The organism is Janthinobacterium sp. BJB426 (genome assembly GCF_002735705.1).
In the GTDB taxonomy this organism is placed as follows: Bacteria; Pseudomonadota; Gammaproteobacteria; order Burkholderiales; family Burkholderiaceae_D; genus Janthinobacterium.
In genome coordinates, this window is record NZ_PDZL01000017.1 from 23,509 (window position 1) to 40,946 (window position 17,438).

Sequence of the window (17,438 nt, forward strand, 5' to 3'; positions counted from 1 at the left end):
ACATGACCATGACTATCGCACACACACTGGGCGCCCTGAGCGTCATCACCGGCGCCTTGCTGGCAGCCCAATCGGCGCAAGCGCAGGACAACACGTTCATCAACCCGGACTGGGCCAACAGCGCCTGGTATATCGGCGCGGGCGTGGGCCAGTCGCGCGCCACCATCGACGAGCCGCGCCTGCGCGCCAGCCTGGCCGCCAACGGCGAAACCGTCACCGGTTTCAGCAAGGACCAGCGCGATACCGGCTATAAACTGTTTGTCGGACGGCAACTGAACCAGTATGTCGCCGTGGAAGCGGGCTACTTTGACCTGGGCAAGTTCGATTTCCAGTCGACCACCAGCGGCAACGGCGTGCTGAACGGTCAAGCGGCCTTTCGCGGCGTGAACCTGGACTTGCTGGGCCAGCTGCCGCTGTCGCAGCGTTTGTCCCTGCTGGGCCGTGTCGGCATGCACTACACCAAGACCAACACGGAGTTCAGCGGCAATCGCCTGCTGGGTTCGACCAATATGCATGCCAGCGAGCGCAAGCTCAACGCCAAGCTGGGCCTGGGCCTGGAATACAAGTTCAGCGAAGCGCTGGCACTGCGCGGCGAAGTCGAGCGTTATCGCCTGAACGACGCCGTCGGCAACCGCGGCGATGCGGACCTGTATTCCGTCAGCCTCGTGTATAAGCTGGGCCGCCCGACCAGCGCCGCGCCCGCCTACCAGCCGGCGCCCGAAGTCGCCCCGGTCGTCGCGATGCCGGCGCCGCTGATCGAAGCCAAGCCCGCACCGGTGCCCGTGGCGGAAAAAGTGTCGTTTGCTTCGGAGGCATTGTTTGATTTCGATCAATCGACGCTCAAGCCGCAAGGCAAGGCGGCGCTGGACCAGTTGCTGGGCCAGTTGAAGGGCATGGATCTGGAAGTCATCGTCGCGGTCGGCCATACGGATGCCGTCGGCCCGGACGCCTACAATCAGAAACTGTCGCAGCGCCGCGCCGAAGCCGTCAAGGCCTATCTGGTGGCGCAAGGCGTGGAAACGAACCGCGTCTACACGGAAGGCAAGGGAGAAACGCAGCCCGTGGCCGACAACACGAGTGCCGCCGGCCGCGCCAAGAACCGCCGCGTGACGGTGGAAGTGGTGGGCACAAGAAAAGTGCTGCGCTAGATCAAACTGACGCGTAAAAAAACCGGCTTGCGCCGGTTTTTTTACGTCTGGCGCAAGACCGCCGCCGGCTTGCGGTGATGCTTGCTCAAATGCCGGTCCAGGCTGTTGGCGAACTGCTGCCTGTCGGACTGGCTGAAGGCGGCAGGGCCGCCCGTGTCGACGCCGCCGCTGCGCAATTCTTCCATGAAGGCGCGCATCGTCAGTTGCTGGGCGATATTATCCTTCGTGTAAAACTCGCCACGCGGGTTCAGCGCAAAACCGCCCTTGGTCAGCACGTCGGCGGCCAGCGGGATGTCGCCCGTGATGACGAGGTCGCCAGGATTCAACAGACGCACGATTTCCTGGTCGGCCACATCTGCGCCGGACGGCACTTGCACGGTGCGGATAAAACGCGAGGGCGGCACGCGCAAGCCCTGGTTAGCTACCAGGGTGAGCGGCAATTCCAGGCGGTCGGCGACTCTATACAAAATTTCCTTGATGACAACGGGACAGGCATCGGCGTCGATCCAGATCTGCATCCCCGGCGTGGCCTGCTGGCTGCCGTCCGCCATCACAGTTCCCACGCTTCGCCGCCAGGACCCATGCGCGGCGCGCTGACGCCGAAGTGCAGGTAGGCGGCTGGCGTGGCGACACGGCCACGCGGCGTGCGCTGCAAAAAGCCTTGCTGGATCAGATACGGTTCCAGCACGTCTTCGATGGTATCGGCCGCCTCGCCGATGGCAGCCGCCAGGTTGCCAATGCCGACGGGGCCGCCGCCGAACTTGAACAGCACGGCTTCGAGCAGCTTGCGGTCCATCACGTCAAAGCCAGCGGAATCGACGTCGAGCATGGCCAGCGCGCGGTCGGCCACCACCTTGGTGATCTCGCCATTGCTTTTGACTTCCGCGAAATCGCGCACGCGACGCAACAGACGGTTGGCGATGCGGGGCGTGCCGCGGGCGCGCTGGGCGATCTCATGCGCGCCTTCCGGATCGATGGGGGCCTTCAGCAAGGCGGCGCTGCGCGTGACGATCTTCGTCAGTTCGCCCGTGTTGTAAAACTCCAGGCGCGCGACGATGCCGAAGCGGTCGCGCAGCGGATTGGTCAGCATGCCGGCGCGCGTGGTGGCGCCCACCAATGTAAACGGTTGCAGATCGAGTTTCACGGAACGGGCGGCCGGGCCTTCGCCGATCATGATATCGATCTGATAATCCTCAAGCGCCGGATATAAAATTTCCTCGACAACCGGCGACAGGCGGTGGATTTCATCGATGAACAGGACGTCGTTCGCTTCCAGGTTCGTCAAGATCGCCGCCAGGTCGCCCGGGCGTTCCAGCACGGGGCCGGAAGTCTGGCGCAAATTGACGCCCATTTCGCGCGCGATGATGTGCGCCAGGGTCGTCTTGCCCAGGCCCGGCGGACCGAACAACAAAGTATGGTCGAGCGCTTCCTTGCGCTGGCGCGCGGCCGTGATGAAGATTTCCAGCTGGTCGCGGATCTTTTCCTGCCCCACATACTCGTCGAGCTGCTTCGGACGCAAGGCCCGTTCGATGGCCTCTTCGTTGTGCGAGATGGGCGCCGCGTCGATGATGCGCTGTTCCGTGAAGCTGTCGGTCTGGATGCTCATGCCCTATCAGCCTTTCGACAGCGCTTTCAGCGCCAGTTTGATGCCGTCCGACACGCCGGTGCCGGCCGGCACGTTTTTCACGGCGGCCAGCGCTTCCTTGTCCGAATAGCCGAGCGCGACCAGGGCATTCAAAATGTCCGATTGCGCATCCGGCGCCGCATGCGCGCCGCCGGCGCCGATATCGGCCCCCAGCTTGCCTTTCAATTCCAGCAGCAGGCGTTCGGCCGTCTTCTTGCCGATGCCGGGCACTTTCACGAGGCGGCCAGAATCCTGCAGGGTAATGGCTTGGGCCAGGTCGGCGATCGTCATGCCGGAGAGAATCGACAAGGCCATGCGCGCGCCCACGCCCGTGATCTTGATCAACTGGCGGAATACGGCCCGCTCGGCCGTATTGCCAAAGCCAAACAGCAAATGCGCATCTTCGCGGATGGCCTGGTGCGTGAACAGCACGACTTTTTCACCCACGTGGGGCAAGTTGTAAAAGGTGCTCATCGGCACGTCGACTTCATAGCCGACGCCCTGGCAATCGACCAGCAATTGTGGCGGATTCTTTTCAAGCAAAATACCGGAGAGACGGCCTATCATCGCGTGTTCCTAATGTTAAATTTCAGAGTGATGCCTTATCCAACGAGGCGGCCGCGCTTCATGCGCAAACCCTGCAGTTGCGGCGCCAGCGCGCCGAGCATGGCCAGCGCGTCGAGGCTGTTGGCGTGGCAAATAGCCACGCCCAGGGCATCGGCCGCATCCGTGCCGGGCAAGCCGGGCAAGGACAGCAGCCGGGACACCATGTCCTGCACTTGCTCCTTGGCTGCCTTGCCATGGCCCGTGACAGCCTGTTTCACTTGCAGCGCCGTGTATTCGGCCACCGACAGGTCGGCGTTGACCAACGCACAAATGGCCGCGCCACGCGCCTGGCCCAGCAGCAAGGTCGATTGGGGATTGACGTTGACAAACACTTTTTCGATGGCCGCGCAATCGGGCTGGTAAGTGCCGACGATTTCGCTCACGCCCTGCAGGATGATCTTCAGGCGCGGCGGCAATTCCCCTTCGGAACCCGTCTTGACGGTACCCGAAGCGATATAGCGCAGCTTGTTGCCGTGTTTTTCAATGACCCCAAAGCCGGTCGTGCGCAGGCCAGGATCGATGCCAAGAATAATCATCGCCAGATTCTATAATGAATACGGCAGGCACCGGTGAATAACCGGTGCCTGCCGCTGAGTTACTGCTGGCCGAGTATGGAATCCCGGCCTGTTCCAGATCAATGACGGAAGTGACGCGTTCCGGTATAAAGCATTACGACGCCGCGCTCGTCCGCCGCATCGATCACTTCCTGGTCGCGCATGGAGCCGCCCGGGTGGATCACGCAGGTCGCGCCCGCGTCAACGACGACGTCGAGGCCGTCGCGGAACGGGAAGAAGGCGTCCGACGCCACGACGGAACCGGTCAGGCTCAGGCCGGCGTTTTGCGCCTTGATGGAAGCGATACGGGCCGAGTCGATGCGGCTCATCTGGCCGGCGCCCACGCCCAGCGTCATGTTATTGCCGCAGAAGACGATGGCGTTCGACTTGACGAATTTCGCCACTTTCCAGGCAAACATCAGGTCGGCCAGCTGCTGCGGCGTTGGCTGCAGCTTGCTGACCACGCGCAAGTCGCCGATACCGACGTTTTTCGCGTCCGGCGATTGCACCAGCAAGCCGCCACCGACGCGCTTGAAGTCCATGGCGTGCACGCCGCTGCCCAGCGGGATTTCCAGCATGCGCACGTTTTGCTTGCTCGACAGAATCTGTTTCGCTTCAGCGGAGAACGACGGGGCGATCAGCACTTCGACGAACAGCTTGGCGATTTCGCCGGCCGTGGCGCCGTCGAGTTCCGTGTTGAAGGCGATGATGCCGCCGAATGCCGAGGTCGGGTCCGTCTGCAGGGCGCGCGCATACGCTTCCGCCGCATTCTTGCCCAGGGCCACGCCGCACGGGTTCGCGTGCTTGACGATGACGCAAGCGGCGCTCTGCTCGAAGCCGCCCATGCTCTTCACGCATTCCCAGGCCGCATCAGCGTCGGCGATGTTGTTGTACGACAATTCCTTACCTTGCAGCTGGCGATAGTTGGCCAGCGCGCCGTCGGTGGTGACGAGGTCGCGGTAGAAGGCGGCGCTCTGGTGCGGGTTTTCACCGTAGCGCATGTCTTGCACTTTTTCAAAGGCCACGTTCAGGATTTGCGGATAAGCGCCGCGCTCGGCGTGCACTTTCGTCGGGCCCAGGCTGGTCAGGTAGTTGGTGATGGCGCCATCGTATTGCGCCGTGTGCGCAAAGACTTTTTTCGCCAGCATGAATTTGGTGTCATAGCTGACGTCGCCTGCCTTGCCGTCGGCCGAGCGCATTTCCGCCAGCACCGCGTCGTAGTCGGTCGGATCGCAAATGACAACCACGTCCTTGTGGTTCTTGGCAGCCGAACGCAGCATGGTCGGGCCGCCGATATCGATGTTTTCGATCGCGTCTTCCAGGGTGCAATCGGCCTTGGCGACCGTGCCCTGGAACGGGTAAAGATTCACCACCACCATGTCGATGGTCGGCATGTCGTGCTCGACCAGTTTCGACATGTGCTCAGGGAAATCGCGGCGCGCCAGGATACCGCCGTGCACTTTCGGGTGCAGGGTTTTCACACGGCCATCGAGCATCTCCGGGAAACCCGTGTAATCGGCAACTTCCGTCACAGGAACACCGTTGTCTGCCAGCAATTTGGCGGTGCCGCCCGTGGACAGGAGGTTGACGCCGAGGGCGGACAGGGCGCGGGCGAATTCGAGAACGCCGGTCTTGTCGGAAACGGAGAGGAGAGCTTGTTTGATCATGGCTGTGGCTAGGTGGTTAAGTGTTCTTGGCGAATGGCGCAGCGGTCAGCTAACAGGCTGGGCCCGCTGCGGCGGATTCAAATCTTGGCGTCACTTGCATGCCGGCATTACAGCAAACCGTGCTCCTGCAATTTCTTGCGCAGGGTATTGCGGTTGATGCCCAGCATCTGCGCGGCGTGCGACTGGTTGCCATCGGCGCGTGTCATCACGACTTCCAGGATGGGCTTTTCCACGGTCAGTACGACCATGTCATAGATATTCGATGCTTGCTGTTCGCCCAGGTCATTGAAGTAATCTTCTAGACTTTTCTGTACGACTTCCTGAATGCTTTCTTTGCTCATTTTTATGCTTCAACCGGCTGAACACCTGGCTATCCGGTGCCGCGTCGCTCATGCGGTCCGCGTGCTGCCCTCTTGCCTCGGTGTTGTAATTAATATTGCATGACGCTCTGTATAGGCGCTCGCCCTTGTACTGCTGGTAACTGATTTACCCTGCTTGTTGCTATCTGCTCATGCTGCCGTGGCCATCGGTTTGATCACATCGATCAGGCCACTTTCACTGGATTCGGAGAGGCGGTATTGTAACCGTTCGCCAAATTTCCATTGCGACTCAAAAAATTGATCGACGGCCAGCAACTGCGCGTCCGTCGACTCCAGCAAGTTCATTTGCTGCCGGAACGCTTCGCCGCCTTCCAGATCCTTGACATACCAGCCGATGTGCTTGCGCGCCGTGCGCACGCCGAGAAATTCCCCATAAAACGCGTAATGGGCGCGCAAATGCTCATCCATCAGGCTACGCACTTCATCCACGTACGGCGCCGGCAGCAAGGTGCCGGTGCGCAAAAAATGGTCGATTTCGCGGCAAATCCACGGCCTGCCCTGCGCCGCGCGGCCGATCATGACGGCATCGGCGCCCGTTTGATCCAGCACAAAACGGGCCTTTTCCGGGCTGGTAATGTCGCCATTGGCCACCACGGGAATGCCCACCGATGCTTTCACGGCGGCAATGGTTTCATATTCGGCATCGCCCTTGTAGCCATCGGCGCGCGTGCGGCCGTGCAGGGTCAGCATCTGGATGCCGGCTTGCTCGGCAATGCGGGCGATTTTCAGGGCGTTCTTGTTTTCGCGGTTCCAGCCCGTGCGAAATTTCAGGGTGACGGGCACGTCAACGGCGTTGACGACGGCGTGCAAGATCTTTTCGACCAGGCTTTCGTTTTGCAGCAGGGCCGAACCGCACCAGCTGTTGCACACCTTTTTGACTGGGCAACCCATGTTGATGTCGATGATCTGCGCGCCCCGGTCCACATTGAACTTGGCGCAGTCGGCCAGGTCTTGCGGATCGGCGCCGGCGATCTGCACGGCTTTCGGTTCCATTTCGCCTTCATGGTCCGTGCGGCGCGAGCTTTTTTCCGTCGCCCACAGGCGCGGATTCGACGCCGCCATCTCCGACACGGCGTAACCGGCACCCAACTGCTTGCACAACTGGCGGAAAGGCCGATCCGTCACGCCCGCCATGGGAGCGACGAAAACGTTGTTGCGCAGAATGTGAGGGCCGATTTGCACTGAAGAACCTGGAATGGACGGAGGAACCTGCTATTTTAACCGATTCCCTGCCTAATTAATAAGCACTATTTTTTTAGCTCAGTGCGTCAGAGTGACGATGAGGCCGCTTGGAGCGCTCTTAGCCCAGCTCGTCCATCGCGGGCGCGCTCAGGTGTTCGATATTTCCCCAGTGCACTAAATGCAGTTTGCCGTCGGCGTAAGAAAAACGGTTGACGCTGGCATTTTTGACCTGGAAGTCGCGCGGACTGTCGAGCGTCATGCCGACCGCCTCGCGGTAAGCGCACTCGAGCACGCCGCCGTGGGCCACGATGGCGATCGTCTGGCCGTCGTACTGCCGGGCCCAGCGGGCGATGGCGCCATTCGCGCGCGCATAAAACTGGCGGAAACTTTCGGCCTGGCGCTCGCCCGACGGCATCACGGCATCGATCTGGCGCGATTGCCACTGCGCATACTCGTGCGGATAGCGCGCGGCAATATCCGCATACAGCAAGCCTTCGAAGGAGCCATAGCAGCGCTCGCGCAGCAAGGGATCCGTTTGCACGGGTAAATCTTTCACGTCGGCCACGGCTTGCGCCGTCTGCTGCGCGCGCTGCAAATCGCTGGCGAGGATGGCGGCCAGCGGTTCGTCCGCCAGCGCCTGCCCCAGCGCGGCCGCTTGCGTCAGGCCCGCCTCGTTCAAGGCGATGTCGATATGGCCCTGCAGGCGGCGGCCCGCATTCCAGGCCGTTTCGCCATGGCGTATCAGTAAGATCGTGGTGCTCATGCTTTATTTCTTCAGGGTAAGTGCCAACTCGGGATTGAGCGAATAGGCGACGACGAGTTGGGCTTCGTCGAGGATGTGGCCGTACAGGGCGGCATGCGCTTGCTGCCCCGTAAAACGCTCAGGCAAGGCCAACTGTGGCACGTCGAGCGCGTACAGACGGAAGATATAGTGATGGATGCGCTCGTCGTTCCACGGCGGGCACGGGCCATCATAACCGTAATAATCGCCGGCCATGGCCGCATCGCCGGCAAACCAGGCCGTGTAGTCGTTGAGGCCCTGACGCAGCCCTGTACCAGTGCCGGCAGCCTTGCCGCGCGGGGTGATGCCGCTGGAAAATTCTCCGGCGGCAATAACCCGCATGGCAGGCGGCAAGTCGAGCAAGCTCCAGTGATAAAAGTCGCCGCGCAGCGCCGTCAGCGGCAACGCCTGGTCATCGCGGTTGGCCAGGCTGGCGTCTTGCGGCGCATCGGGGTCGATGCAGAACAGGGCGAGCGACTCGGTACCGTTGGGCACCTCATCCCAGGCCAGATGGGGATTGCGGTTGCCTGCGAGGCGCACGCGGCTGGCCGGATCGATCTCGGCAAAAGTATATTCGGCCGGCATCAGGCCGCCATCACGAAACGTCTCGCTCCACAATTTCATCGCTTGCTCCTCTTTATAGTTTTTATTTATTGCTTGGCATTCACTTGCAGCCAGAAGGTCACCGGGCCGTCGTTCGTCAGCGACACTTGCATGTCGGCACCAAACTGCCCCGTTTGCACGGTCGCATGGCGGCTGCGCGCCTGGTCCACGAAATGCGTGAACAGGCGCAAGCCGTCCTGCGGCGCGGCCGCCGGCGTGAACGACGGGCGCGTGCCGGACTTGGTGTCGGCCGCCAAGGTGAACTGCGGCACCAGCAGCAGGCCGCCGGCCACGTCCGTCACGCTGCGGTTCATCTTGCCCGCCTCGTCGGTAAACACGCGGTAGCCGAGCAGCTTGGCCAGCAGGGCGTCTGCCTCCTTCTCGGTATCACCCCGCTCCGCGCACACGAGCACCATCAGGCCAGCGTCGATGGCGCCGATGGTGGCGCCGGCAACATCGACCTTCGCCTGCGTAACGCGCTGCAACAGCGCGATCATGCCGTCAAGGTGACGCGCGCGAAACTGCGCTTGCCAACTTGCAACACGAACTGGCCGGCGTCCACTTGCAAGCCCTTGTCGCTGATGACGGCGCCATCGATGCGCACGCCGCCCTGGTCGATCTTGCGCATGGCTTCCGACGTCGACGGACACAGGCCAGCCTGTTTCAGCAACTGCGGGATGCCCAGCGGTGCGCCGGCCAAGGTCACTTCCGGGATATCGTCGGGGATGCCGCCCTTCGAGCGGTTGACGAAGTCGGCCAGCGCATCTTCCGCCGCCTGCTGCGAGTGGAAGCGGGCGACGATCTCTTGCGCCAGCGCAACCTTGGCGTCGCGCGGATTGCGGCCTTCCTCGACTTCACGCTTCAGCTGCGCCAGTTCGGCGATCGAGCGCCACGACAGCAGCTCGTAGTAGCGCCACATCATGACGTCGGAAATGCTCATCAGCTTGGCGAACATGGTGTTGCCAGGTTCCGTGATGCCGATGTAGTTATTCTTCGACTTGGACATTTTTTCCACGCCGTCCAAACCTTCCAGCAGCGGCATGGTCAAAATACACTGCTGCTCCTGTCCGTACTGCTTTTGCAGTTCGCGGCCCACCAGCAGGTTGAACTTCTGGTCCGTGCCGCCCAGTTCCAGGTCCGATTTCAGGGCCACCGAGTCGTAACCCTGCATCAGCGGGTACAGGAATTCATGGACGGAAATAGGAATGCCGCCCTGGAAGCGCTTGGTAAAGTCGTCGCGCTCGATCATGCGCGCCACCGTGTAGTGGGAAGCGAGTTGGATGATGCCGCGCGCGCCCAGCGGATCGCACCACTCGGAGTTATAGCGGATTTCGGTCTTGCTGGCGTCCAGCACCAAAGATGCTTGCGCGAAATACGTCATCGCGTTAATCTCGATCTGTTCCTTGGTCAACGGCGGGCGCGTGACATTGCGGCCCGAAGGGTCGCCGATCATGGACGTGAAGTCGCCGATGAGGAAAATGACTTGATGACCGAGGTTTTGCAGCTGGCGCATCTTGTTCAGCACGACAGTGTGGCCCAGATGCAAGTCGGGTGCGGTCGGGTCCAGGCCCAGTTTGATGCGCAGTGGAACACCGGTTTTCTCGGAGCGTGCTAATTTTTGCGCAAATTCGCTTTCGATCAAGAGTTCGTCGACGCCACGCTTGGTAATCGCGAGGGCTTCTTGTACTCTGTCCGACAGCGGAAGCGCGGTCTGAGCGGCGTTAGCCTTTGTAGGCGATGCGGTGGTGTTGATTTCCATAAAATTTGACTGTAGATCTCAAAATGGTAGTAGGTTTGCGGAGTTTGCTATAATGCTCGATCCCATCAATCTTGCCGTATGAAAACGAACCAAAATAACAATAACAAAGAGCACTAGTTCACGAATCGTTCAAGGGCAAATTTTAACTGATTGCATGAACCCTATACATAAAATCACAGGCTCACGCTTGTACACACAGTTGACGACGACACGCAAGGCACGCATTATCGGCGCGTCCGCAGTGCTGCTCGCCGTGGCCGCCTTCGGCGCGGTCGCTGTGTCGCCCATGGCGCCCGATGCGTCTGACCTGCCGGTCACGTCCATCGCCCAGAACCTGGAAATGCCTGATCTCGCCTCGCAAATTTCCGCGATGGAACAGGTAGACCAGAATTTCACCCACGAAGAAAAAGTCCGCGCTGGCGATACCCTCGCCACCCTGCTGACACGTCTCGGCGTGGATGATCCTGTGGCCGCCAATTTCATCAAAACCGACAAGATCGCGCGCGGCGTGATGTTGCTGAAATCGGGCAAGCGCGTGCAAGCGCAAACGTCCGAAAACGGCGACCTCAACTGGATGCGCGCCACCCTCGTCGACGGCACGGACAAATCGGTCAAGAACATCCTGATCACCCGCAAGGGCGACAAGTTCGTGGCCACGGAAGTGGCAGCCCAGCTGGAACGCCGCGTTGAAATGCACGCGCGCAAGATTACTTCCACCCTGTTCGCCGCCACCGACTCCAGCCTGGACGGCACCCGCCTGCCAGACTCGATTTCCGCGCAAATCGTGGAAATGTTCTCCACCAATATCGACTTCCGCTCCGACCTGAAACGCGGCGACTCGTTCAATGTTGTCTACGAAACATTCTGGCAAGATGGCGAATTTGTCCGAGCGGGCCGCATCCTGGCCGGTGAATTCACCAACCGCGGCACGACTTACCAATCCGTTTGGTTCGAAGACCCAGCCAGCAAGCAAGGCGGCGGTTACTACAGTTTCGACGGCAAGTCCCTCAAAAAAGCCTTCCTGAAATCCCCTCTCGAATTCTCCCGCATCTCGTCCGGCTTCTCCATGCGCGTGCACCCGATTTCCGGCAACTGGAAAGCGCACAAGGGCATCGATTTCGCTGCAGCAACGGGCACCCCTATCCGCGCTTCGGGCGACGGCGTGGTCGATTCCGTTGGCAGCCAAAACGGTTACGGCAATGTTGTTGTCCTGAAACACTGGGCCAACTACACCACCGCCTATGCGCACATGAGCCGCTTCGCTTCGGGCCTGAAAAAAGGTCAAAAAGTCAGCCAGGGCGATGTGATCGGCTACGTCGGCACCACCGGCTGGTCCACGGGCGCCCATTTGCACTATGAATTCCGCGTCGGCGGCGTGGCACAAGACCCAAGCAAGCTGAACGTACAAGCCCAGGCGCCATTGACGGCTGCCGAGCTGAGCCGCTTCCGCATGGTGTCCAATGACATGATGCACCGCTTCACCCTGCTGCGTCCGAACGACACGGCGCTGGCGTCGCGTTAAGCAACACTGCCTTCGGGCAATATATAAAGGCACCGCCCATGCAGATGGCCGGTGCCTTTGTTTTATGTGCGCAGGAAAATGCGGCACAATGCATCCATCACTTACGCACGCGAGGAAACACCATGCTGTATATCGGTTTAATGTCGGGCACCAGCCTGGACGGCGTCGACGGCGCGCTGGTCGACTTTTCCGACGAGGGCACGCGCAGCCTGGGCGATGCGTACATTCCTTTCCCCGCCAGCCTGCGCGCCGACCTGATGGCGTTGCAAAGTGCCGGCCAGAATGAAATCGAACGTGAAGCGCTGGCGGCAAACCAACTCGTGCGCCATTACGCCGATTGCGTCGCCATGCTTTTAGGCAACGCGGGCATAGTCGCGGACGCCATCGTCGCCATCGGCGCGCATGGCCAGACCATCCGCCACCGCCCCGAGCTGGGCTTTACGCGCCAGCTGAACAACCCGGCCCTGCTGGCTGAACTGACGGGCATCGACGTCATCGCCGACTTGCGCAGCCGCGACGTGGCGGCCGGCGGCCAGGGCGCGCCGCTGGTGCCTGCTTTTCACCAGGCCATTTTCAATTTGCCCGGCCACACGCGCGTGCTTGCCAATATCGGCGGCATCAGCAATATCAGCGTGCTGCACGCGGACGGCACGGTGACGGGCTACGACACGGGTCCCGGCAATGCGCTGATGGATGGCTGGGTCCTGCAGCACCTGGGCCAGCCCTACGATGCCAACGGCGCCTGGGCAGCGACAGGCCAGGTCATCCCTGCCCTGCTGGCGGAATTGCTCAACGACCCGTATTTTGACTTGCCGGCGCCAAAAAGCACGGGACGCGACCTGTTCCATGCCGACTGGCTGAATAGCAAGCTGAGCAACTATCCGCTGGCCAAGCCTGCCGACGTGCAGGCGACCCTGACGCAGCTGACGGCCGCCAGCCTGGCGCACGCCATCTTGCGCGACGGGGCAACGGCGGAAACGGTCTATGTATGTGGCGGCGGCGCGCAGAACGCCAGCCTGATGGCGGCGCTGGCCCGGCAATTGCCGGGCATGGCGGTGGAATCGACTGCAGCCCTGGGCGTGGCGCCGAGCCAGGTCGAGGCGCTGGCGTTCGCCTGGCTGGCCTGGCGTTTTACGCAACGCAAGCCGGGCAATTTACCCACGGTGACGGGTGCGCAGGGGTTGCGGGTACTGGGAGCGCTGTACCCACGTTGACATGGAATAACTATTCCAGAAACACAAATAGCGGATCATCGATCCGCTATTTTCTTGCTTGCCCAGTTTAGTACTTAAACGGAGAACGAAGAACCGCAACCGCAGGTCGACGTCGCGGTCGGATTCTTGATCACGAACTGCGCGCCTTCCAGGTCATCCTTGTAGTCGATTTCCGCGCCGACCAGGTACTGGTAGCTCATGGAATCGATCAACAGCTGGACGCCGTTCTTGACCATGGTGGTGTCATCTTCGTTGACGATTTCGTCGAAGGTGAAACCGTACTGGAAACCGGAGCAGCCGCCACCCTGCACGAAGACGCGCAATTTCAGGTCGGGATTGCCTTCTTCTTCGATCAGCTGCGCGACTTTTTCAGCGGCGCTATCGGTAAAGATAATAGGGGAAGGGATCACATCTTGCATTTCAGCGACGGCATTCATATCAGGCACTCCTACTAGAAAACATTAAGTCATTATAGACTGTTGGCGCAACTCGCGCTGCGGCCGCCGCTGATGCGGCTGGACGGTGTTGTTCCTGCTCACATTTCCGATACGGCCAGGTGCAGCACGGGGTCGGCGCTGTCGTGCCGGCTGAGCTTGCCCTGCACCAGGGCGCCGCTGTGCATTTCCAGCACCTTGTAATAGACCTCTCCTACAATGCGGGCTTTTGGCTGGATTTCAAGCATTTCGGACACATACACGGGGCCATTGATCTCGCCGCTGACGACCAGGCTCGAGCAGCGCACCTCGCCATCGATGCGGCCCGCCTCGCCCAGCACCACATACGTGGGCTCGCCCGGCTCGCCCGTGACATTGCCGCGCACATGGCCGTCGATGCGCAGGCCGCCGCAAAACAGCAAGTCGCCCTCGATCCGCGTGGCAGCGCCGATCAGGGTATCGATGGGGTTTTTCGCGTTGCGCTCGAACATGAACGTCATCCTGTCGGGGTACGTGGCAGTCCAATTTATCACAGGTCCGGCAAAAAGGCGCCGGACCTGCGCAAGCACAGTCGCGTATCGTTACGGCAGCAGGGCGATGTGTTGCAAACCGGCCGTTTCTTTCAAGCCAAACATCAAGTTCATGCATTGCACGGCCTGGCCGGACGCGCCCTTGACCAGATTGTCCTGCACCACCAGTACGATGACGGTATTGCCGCCTTCAGGACGGTGCAAGGCCAGGCGCAACATGTTCGAACCGCGCGTGGAGCGGGTTTCCGGATGCGAGCCGAAAGGCATCACGTCGACGAAAGGCTCGTCCTTGTATTGCTCTTCGAACAATGCTTGCAGCTCTTCATTGCTGACATCCTTGTTCAGCTGCGCGTACAGGGTCGAATGCATGCCGCGGATCATCGGCACCAGGTGCGGCGTGAAGGTCAGCGCCACTTTCTCATCCGTGAAACGCTGCAATTGCGCCGTCGTTTCCGGCAGGTGGCGGTGACCCGCCACGCCATAGGCCTTGAAGCTGTCGCTGCTTTCCGAGAACAGGATACCGATTTCCGCCTTGCGGCCGGCGCCCGACACGCCCGACTTGCAGTCGGCGATCAAGCCGCCCGCGTTGACCAGGCCCGCCTTGAGCAGCGGGTAAAAACCCAGCTGCATGGTGGTCGGGTAGCAACCGGGGTTGGCGATCAGCTTCGCTTGCTTGATGTCTTCACGGTTCAGCTCCGGCAAACCGTACACGGCTTGCTCGATCAGCTCTGGCGCCGTATGGGGAATCTTGTACCACTGCTCGAACTTGGCCTGGTCTTTCAGACGGAAGTCGGCGGCCAGGTCGATGACTTTCACGCCGGCGGCCAGCAGGGCTGATGCTTGTGCCATCGCAACACCATGCGGGGTGGCAAAGAAGACCACGTCGCACTGCTCCAGATTGGCTTTATCGGGCGAGGAAAACGCCAGTTTCACGTGGCCACGCAGGGAAGGATACATGTCAGCAACGGGCAAGCCATCTTCCTTGCGCGAGGTAATCGCCGTCAACTCGACATCTGGATGGGTAGCGAGCAAGCGCAGCAATTCCACGCCCGTGTATCCAGTGCCGCCGACGATGCCAACTTTGATCATGTTCTTTCCTTGTGTATAGAGTGCATAAAGATGAGGGGAAATGCTCCCCCTGCGGGTTTTCCGCGTATTTTACAGCGCAACGGCGTATCCCGCTGAAATGCAAAAAAGCCGCGAGACCGAAGTCCAGCGGCTTTTCGACCAGCACCCCGGAAGGTGCTGTAGCGTAGAAATTAACGCTTCGAGAATTGCTTTGCGCGACGTGCTTTGCGCAGACCAACTTTTTTACGCTCGACTTCACGTGCATCGCGGGTCACGAAGCCGGCTTTCGCCAGTTCCGGTTTCAACGCTGCATCGTAGTCGATCAGAGCGCGGGTGATGCCGTGACGAACTGCACCAGCCTGGCCCGACTCACCGCCGCCATGGACGTTGACTTTGATGTCGAAACGCTCGACATTGCCGGTCAGTTCCAGTGGTTGACGGATGACCATCAGACCCGTTTCGCGCGAAAAGTATTCGTTTGCTGGTTTGCCGTTAACAACGATCAAGCCTGTGCCAACTTTGATAAAAACCCGAGCCACTGCACTTTTGCGACGGCCGGTTCCATAATTGTAATTACCGATCATGTCAGTTCCTTAGAGAACAAGTGCTTTAGGTTGCTGAGCAGCGTGCGGATGGGAACCTTCCGCGTACACTTTCAGCTTCTTGATCATTGCGTAGCCGAGTGGGCCTTTAGGCAACATGCCCTTGACCGCTTTCTCAAGCGCGCGACCTGGAAAACGCTGTTGCATTTTCTGGAAGTTGGTTTCGTAGATGCCGCCTGGATAGCCAGAGTGACGGTAGTAAATTTTCTCAGTAGCTTTGGTACCGGTCACACGCAGTTTGCCTGCGTTGATGACGACGATAAAGTCGCCGGTATCGACGTGAGGAGTAAATTCTGGTTTGTGTTTGCCGCGCAGTCGGAGTGCCACTTCGCTGGCAACACGTCCGAGGACTTTGTCCGTCGCGTCAACCACGAACCAATCGCGCTGGACTTCATGTCCTTTAGCGGAAAATGTTTTCATGTTGACTTCCTAATAGATTACACGCTCAAATGGTGGTTCCGCCGATGCTGCTATGCGGACTCTGCCTTATTTACTTTTCCTGAGCGAACGGAAAGCCGACAAGTATAAGCGGCTTTGGCTTGCCGCGTCAAGCCGCAATCGAGGCCGGCTGCGGGCCGGCGGGCGGCACATGGATGGGCATTCCTCTATTACAATACAAAACGCTTACAATTTTCGGAGAGTACGATGGAATGCAAAGTCAGCTGGAATGGCCCGTCGGGCATGAGTTTTCGGGCAGAAACGGGTTCCGGCCACCTGGTGACCATGGATGGCGCGCCCGATGGCGGCGGCCACAACCTGGCGCCACGCCCCATGGAAATGGTCTTGCTGGGCACGGGCGGCTGCACTGCCTATGACGTGGTGCTGATCCTGAAACGCGGACGCGAAGCCGTCAGTGGCTGCGAAGTGACCCTGAAGGCCGACCGCGCCGACACCGATCCGAAAGTGTTTACCAAGATCCACTTCCACTTCACCGTGCGGGGCAAGGCCCTGAAACCGACGGCCGTGGAACGGGCCGTGGCCTTGTCGCATGACAAATATTGCTCGGCGTCGATCATGCTGGCCAAAACGGCGGAGATTACACATTCCTTTGAAATCATCGAGGAATAATGCAGGGCGCTCCACGGAGCGCCTTTTTTATCGCTTATTTATATGTAATACGCGGTTTTCGTCATCACTTTACCCATGATGCCCATCAGCGCCTTGACGGGCGCCGGCGTATCGATGGCGCCCAGCCGCTGGGCCGCAGCGCCGTGCTCCACTTCATCGATGGCCATCTGTCTCACGATGGCGCGCGACTTTGCGTCCTGCGGCGGCAATTCCTGCAAGTGGCTGGCCAGGTGCGCTTCCACCTGGCGTTCCGTTTCCACCACGAAACCCAGGCTGCGGCCGTCGCCCATGCGCGCGGCGATGGTGCCCAGCGCAAACGAACCCGCATACCACAGGGGATTGAGCAGGCTCAGACGCGAGCCCAGCTCCGTCAGGCGCTGCGCCGTCCAGGCCAAATGATCTTCCTCTTCGCGTCCCGCTTCGTCGAACTGGGCGCGGATGGCCGGGCTATGCGCATAGCGCGCCTGCGAGTTGTACAGGGCTTGCGCGCACACTTCGCCCACATGGTTGACGCGCATCAAGCCGGCGCTGTGGCGCTGTTCGGCCGGGCTCAGCTGCGCATCGGGCGCATGTGCGGCCGGCGTGGGGCGCGAAGCGGAGGCCACGCCAGCCATGACGCGCAGGGCCTTGTCGGCGCCAACAATCAAACGATCCAGGGGGTCAAAGTGGCGGTTCGCGGTCATCGTGGCTATGCTC

21 protein-coding genes are annotated in these 17,438 nt (G+C 60.5%); 4 read left to right on the top strand and 17 right to left on the bottom strand.

The genetic code is table 11. The annotated features are described in order from the left end of the window. Window positions 1-8: 8 nt before the first annotated feature. Window positions 9-1,148 (top strand): OmpA family protein, encoded by a 1,140-nt coding sequence (locus CSQ93_RS22365; RefSeq protein ID WP_099379937.1) that lies wholly within the window; start codon window positions 9-11, stop codon window positions 1,146-1,148. Window positions 1,149-1,189: 41 nt separating this feature from the next. On the opposite strand, the gene CSQ93_RS22370 is transcribed toward CSQ93_RS22365, so the two are convergent. The 11 genes from CSQ93_RS22370 to tyrS form a co-directional block, all read right to left on the bottom strand. After that, window positions 1,190-1,666, bottom strand: coding sequence for a YaiI/YqxD family protein (locus CSQ93_RS22370; RefSeq protein ID WP_099380012.1), 477 nt, complete (start codon window positions 1,664-1,666; stop codon window positions 1,190-1,192). Window positions 1,667-1,698: 32 nt separating this feature from the next. Next, window positions 1,699-2,754 carry a Holliday junction branch migration DNA helicase RuvB gene (ruvB, locus tag CSQ93_RS22375; protein WP_034749202.1) on the bottom strand — a complete coding sequence of 352 codons (1,056 nt, stop codon included), beginning with the start codon at window positions 2,752-2,754 and terminating at the stop codon, window positions 1,699-1,701. 6 nt (window positions 2,755-2,760) lie between these two features. Beyond that, a complete protein-coding gene (ruvA, locus tag CSQ93_RS22380) occupies window positions 2,761-3,339 on the bottom strand; it encodes a Holliday junction branch migration protein RuvA (protein WP_099379938.1) in 579 nt (192 codons plus the stop codon). Between the two features lie 35 nt (window positions 3,340-3,374). Next, window positions 3,375-3,914 (bottom strand): crossover junction endodeoxyribonuclease RuvC, encoded by a 540-nt coding sequence (gene ruvC / locus CSQ93_RS22385; protein WP_099379939.1) that lies wholly within the window; start codon window positions 3,912-3,914, stop codon window positions 3,375-3,377. A gap of 98 nt (window positions 3,915-4,012) precedes the next feature. Further along, on the bottom strand, window positions 4,013-5,599 hold the full coding sequence (purH, locus tag CSQ93_RS22390) for a bifunctional phosphoribosylaminoimidazolecarboxamide formyltransferase/IMP cyclohydrolase (protein ID WP_035824592.1): 1,587 nt from the start codon (window positions 5,597-5,599) through the stop codon (window positions 4,013-4,015). 107 nt (window positions 5,600-5,706) lie between these two features. Then, a complete protein-coding gene (locus tag CSQ93_RS22395) occupies window positions 5,707-5,940 on the bottom strand; it encodes a helix-turn-helix domain-containing protein (RefSeq protein WP_008445162.1) in 234 nt (77 codons plus the stop codon). Window positions 5,941-6,108: 168 nt separating this feature from the next. Beyond that, a complete protein-coding gene (gene dusB / locus CSQ93_RS22400) occupies window positions 6,109-7,161 on the bottom strand; it encodes a tRNA dihydrouridine synthase DusB (protein WP_099379940.1) in 1,053 nt (350 codons plus the stop codon). A 118-nt stretch (window positions 7,162-7,279) separates the two neighbouring features. Further along, window positions 7,280-7,924: a histidine phosphatase family protein gene (locus CSQ93_RS22405; RefSeq protein WP_099379941.1), complete on the bottom strand. Its 645-nt coding sequence runs from the start codon at window positions 7,922-7,924 to the stop codon at window positions 7,280-7,282. A 3-nt stretch (window positions 7,925-7,927) separates the two neighbouring features. Continuing rightward, window positions 7,928-8,566, bottom strand: coding sequence for a YbhB/YbcL family Raf kinase inhibitor-like protein (locus CSQ93_RS22410; protein ID WP_099379942.1), 639 nt, complete (start codon window positions 8,564-8,566; stop codon window positions 7,928-7,930). A gap of 26 nt (window positions 8,567-8,592) precedes the next feature. Then, complete coding sequence (dtd, locus tag CSQ93_RS22415) at window positions 8,593-9,042, bottom strand: D-aminoacyl-tRNA deacylase (RefSeq protein WP_099379943.1); 450 nt, start codon at window positions 9,040-9,042, stop codon at window positions 8,593-8,595. Next, entirely contained in the window at window positions 9,039-10,304 is a 1,266-nt protein-coding gene (gene tyrS / locus CSQ93_RS22420) for a tyrosine--tRNA ligase (RefSeq protein ID WP_099379944.1), read from the bottom strand. Before tyrS ends, dtd begins: the two co-directional genes overlap by 4 nt. 154 nt (window positions 10,305-10,458) lie before the next feature. On the opposite strand from tyrS, the gene CSQ93_RS22425 reads away from it, so the two are divergent. Together CSQ93_RS22425 and CSQ93_RS22430 are read left to right on the top strand one after the other, a co-directional pair. Beyond that, on the top strand, window positions 10,459-11,826 hold the full coding sequence (locus CSQ93_RS22425) for a M23 family metallopeptidase (RefSeq protein WP_099379945.1): 1,368 nt from the start codon (window positions 10,459-10,461) through the stop codon (window positions 11,824-11,826). A 122-nt stretch (window positions 11,827-11,948) separates the two neighbouring features. Next, window positions 11,949-13,040, top strand: coding sequence for an anhydro-N-acetylmuramic acid kinase (locus CSQ93_RS22430; protein ID WP_099379946.1), 1,092 nt, complete (start codon window positions 11,949-11,951; stop codon window positions 13,038-13,040). 74 nt (window positions 13,041-13,114) lie between these two features. On the opposite strand, the gene erpA is transcribed toward CSQ93_RS22430, so the two are convergent. The 5 genes from erpA to rplM all read right to left on the bottom strand — a co-directional run bounded on the left by erpA (window position 13,115) and on the right by rplM (window position 16,094). Beyond that, window positions 13,115-13,477 carry an iron-sulfur cluster insertion protein ErpA gene (gene erpA, locus CSQ93_RS22435; protein ID WP_029496047.1) on the bottom strand — a complete coding sequence of 121 codons (363 nt, stop codon included), beginning with the start codon at window positions 13,475-13,477 and terminating at the stop codon, window positions 13,115-13,117. 98 nt (window positions 13,478-13,575) lie between these two features. Further along, a complete protein-coding gene (locus tag CSQ93_RS22440) occupies window positions 13,576-13,965 on the bottom strand; it encodes a bactofilin family protein (protein ID WP_035828615.1) in 390 nt (129 codons plus the stop codon). Window positions 13,966-14,055: 90 nt separating this feature from the next. After that, window positions 14,056-15,093, bottom strand: coding sequence for an N-acetyl-gamma-glutamyl-phosphate reductase (argC, locus tag CSQ93_RS22445; protein WP_099379947.1), 1,038 nt, complete (start codon window positions 15,091-15,093; stop codon window positions 14,056-14,058). 170 nt (window positions 15,094-15,263) lie between these two features. Further along, window positions 15,264-15,656: a 30S ribosomal protein S9 gene (rpsI, locus tag CSQ93_RS22450; protein ID WP_010393285.1), complete on the bottom strand. Its 393-nt coding sequence runs from the start codon at window positions 15,654-15,656 to the stop codon at window positions 15,264-15,266. Between the two features lie 9 nt (window positions 15,657-15,665). Continuing rightward, window positions 15,666-16,094, bottom strand: coding sequence for a 50S ribosomal protein L13 (rplM, locus tag CSQ93_RS22455; RefSeq protein ID WP_010393282.1), 429 nt, complete (start codon window positions 16,092-16,094; stop codon window positions 15,666-15,668). Window positions 16,095-16,319: 225 nt separating this feature from the next. Here rplM and CSQ93_RS22460 point away from each other — a divergent pair, with 225 nt between their 5' ends. Further along, entirely contained in the window at window positions 16,320-16,742 is a 423-nt protein-coding gene (locus CSQ93_RS22460; protein ID WP_034749235.1) for an OsmC family protein, read from the top strand. A 38-nt stretch (window positions 16,743-16,780) separates the two neighbouring features. On the opposite strand, the gene coq7 is transcribed toward CSQ93_RS22460, so the two are convergent. Beyond that, entirely contained in the window at window positions 16,781-17,425 is a 645-nt protein-coding gene (gene coq7, locus CSQ93_RS22465) for a 2-polyprenyl-3-methyl-6-methoxy-1,4-benzoquinone monooxygenase (protein ID WP_099379948.1), read from the bottom strand. Window positions 17,426-17,438 lie beyond the last annotated feature (13 nt).

Bases quoted from the DNA above. Each gene is read 5' to 3' on its own strand.
- CSQ93_RS22365 (WP_099379937.1), top strand. From the start codon at position 9: ATGACTATCGCACACACACTGGGCGCCCTGAGCGTCATCACCGGCGCC.
- CSQ93_RS22370 (WP_099380012.1), bottom strand. From the start codon at position 1,666: ATGCAGATCTGGATCGACGCCGATGCCTGTCCCGTTGTCATCAAGGAA.
- ruvB (WP_034749202.1), bottom strand. From the start codon at position 2,754: ATGAGCATCCAGACCGACAGCTTCACGGAACAGCGCATCATCGACGCG.
- ruvA (WP_099379938.1), bottom strand. From the start codon at position 3,339: ATGATAGGCCGTCTCTCCGGTATTTTGCTTGAAAAGAATCCGCCACAA.
- ruvC (WP_099379939.1), bottom strand. From the start codon at position 3,914: ATGATTATTCTTGGCATCGATCCTGGCCTGCGCACGACCGGCTTTGGG.
- purH (WP_035824592.1), bottom strand. From the start codon at position 5,599: ATGATCAAACAAGCTCTCCTCTCCGTTTCCGACAAGACCGGCGTTCTC.
- CSQ93_RS22395 (WP_008445162.1), bottom strand. From the start codon at position 5,940: ATGAGCAAAGAAAGCATTCAGGAAGTCGTACAGAAAAGTCTAGAAGAT.
- CSQ93_RS22405 (WP_099379941.1), bottom strand. From the start codon at position 7,924: ATGAGCACCACGATCTTACTGATACGCCATGGCGAAACGGCCTGGAAT.
- CSQ93_RS22410 (WP_099379942.1), bottom strand. From the start codon at position 8,566: ATGAAATTGTGGAGCGAGACGTTTCGTGATGGCGGCCTGATGCCGGCC.
- dtd (WP_099379943.1), bottom strand. From the start codon at position 9,042: ATGATCGCGCTGTTGCAGCGCGTTACGCAGGCGAAGGTCGATGTTGCC.
- tyrS (WP_099379944.1), bottom strand. From the start codon at position 10,304: ATGGAAATCAACACCACCGCATCGCCTACAAAGGCTAACGCCGCTCAG.
- CSQ93_RS22425 (WP_099379945.1), top strand. From the start codon at position 10,459: ATGAACCCTATACATAAAATCACAGGCTCACGCTTGTACACACAGTTG.
- CSQ93_RS22430 (WP_099379946.1), top strand. From the start codon at position 11,949: ATGCTGTATATCGGTTTAATGTCGGGCACCAGCCTGGACGGCGTCGAC.
- erpA (WP_029496047.1), bottom strand. From the start codon at position 13,477: ATGAATGCCGTCGCTGAAATGCAAGATGTGATCCCTTCCCCTATTATC.
- CSQ93_RS22440 (WP_035828615.1), bottom strand. From the start codon at position 13,965: ATGTTCGAGCGCAACGCGAAAAACCCCATCGATACCCTGATCGGCGCT.
- argC (WP_099379947.1), bottom strand. From the start codon at position 15,093: ATGATCAAAGTTGGCATCGTCGGCGGCACTGGATACACGGGCGTGGAA.
- rpsI (WP_010393285.1), bottom strand. From the start codon at position 15,656: ATGATCGGTAATTACAATTATGGAACCGGCCGTCGCAAAAGTGCAGTG.
- rplM (WP_010393282.1), bottom strand. From the start codon at position 16,094: ATGAAAACATTTTCCGCTAAAGGACATGAAGTCCAGCGCGATTGGTTC.
- CSQ93_RS22460 (WP_034749235.1), top strand. From the start codon at position 16,320: ATGGAATGCAAAGTCAGCTGGAATGGCCCGTCGGGCATGAGTTTTCGG.
- coq7 (WP_099379948.1), bottom strand. From the start codon at position 17,425: ATGACCGCGAACCGCCACTTTGACCCCCTGGATCGTTTGATTGTTGGC.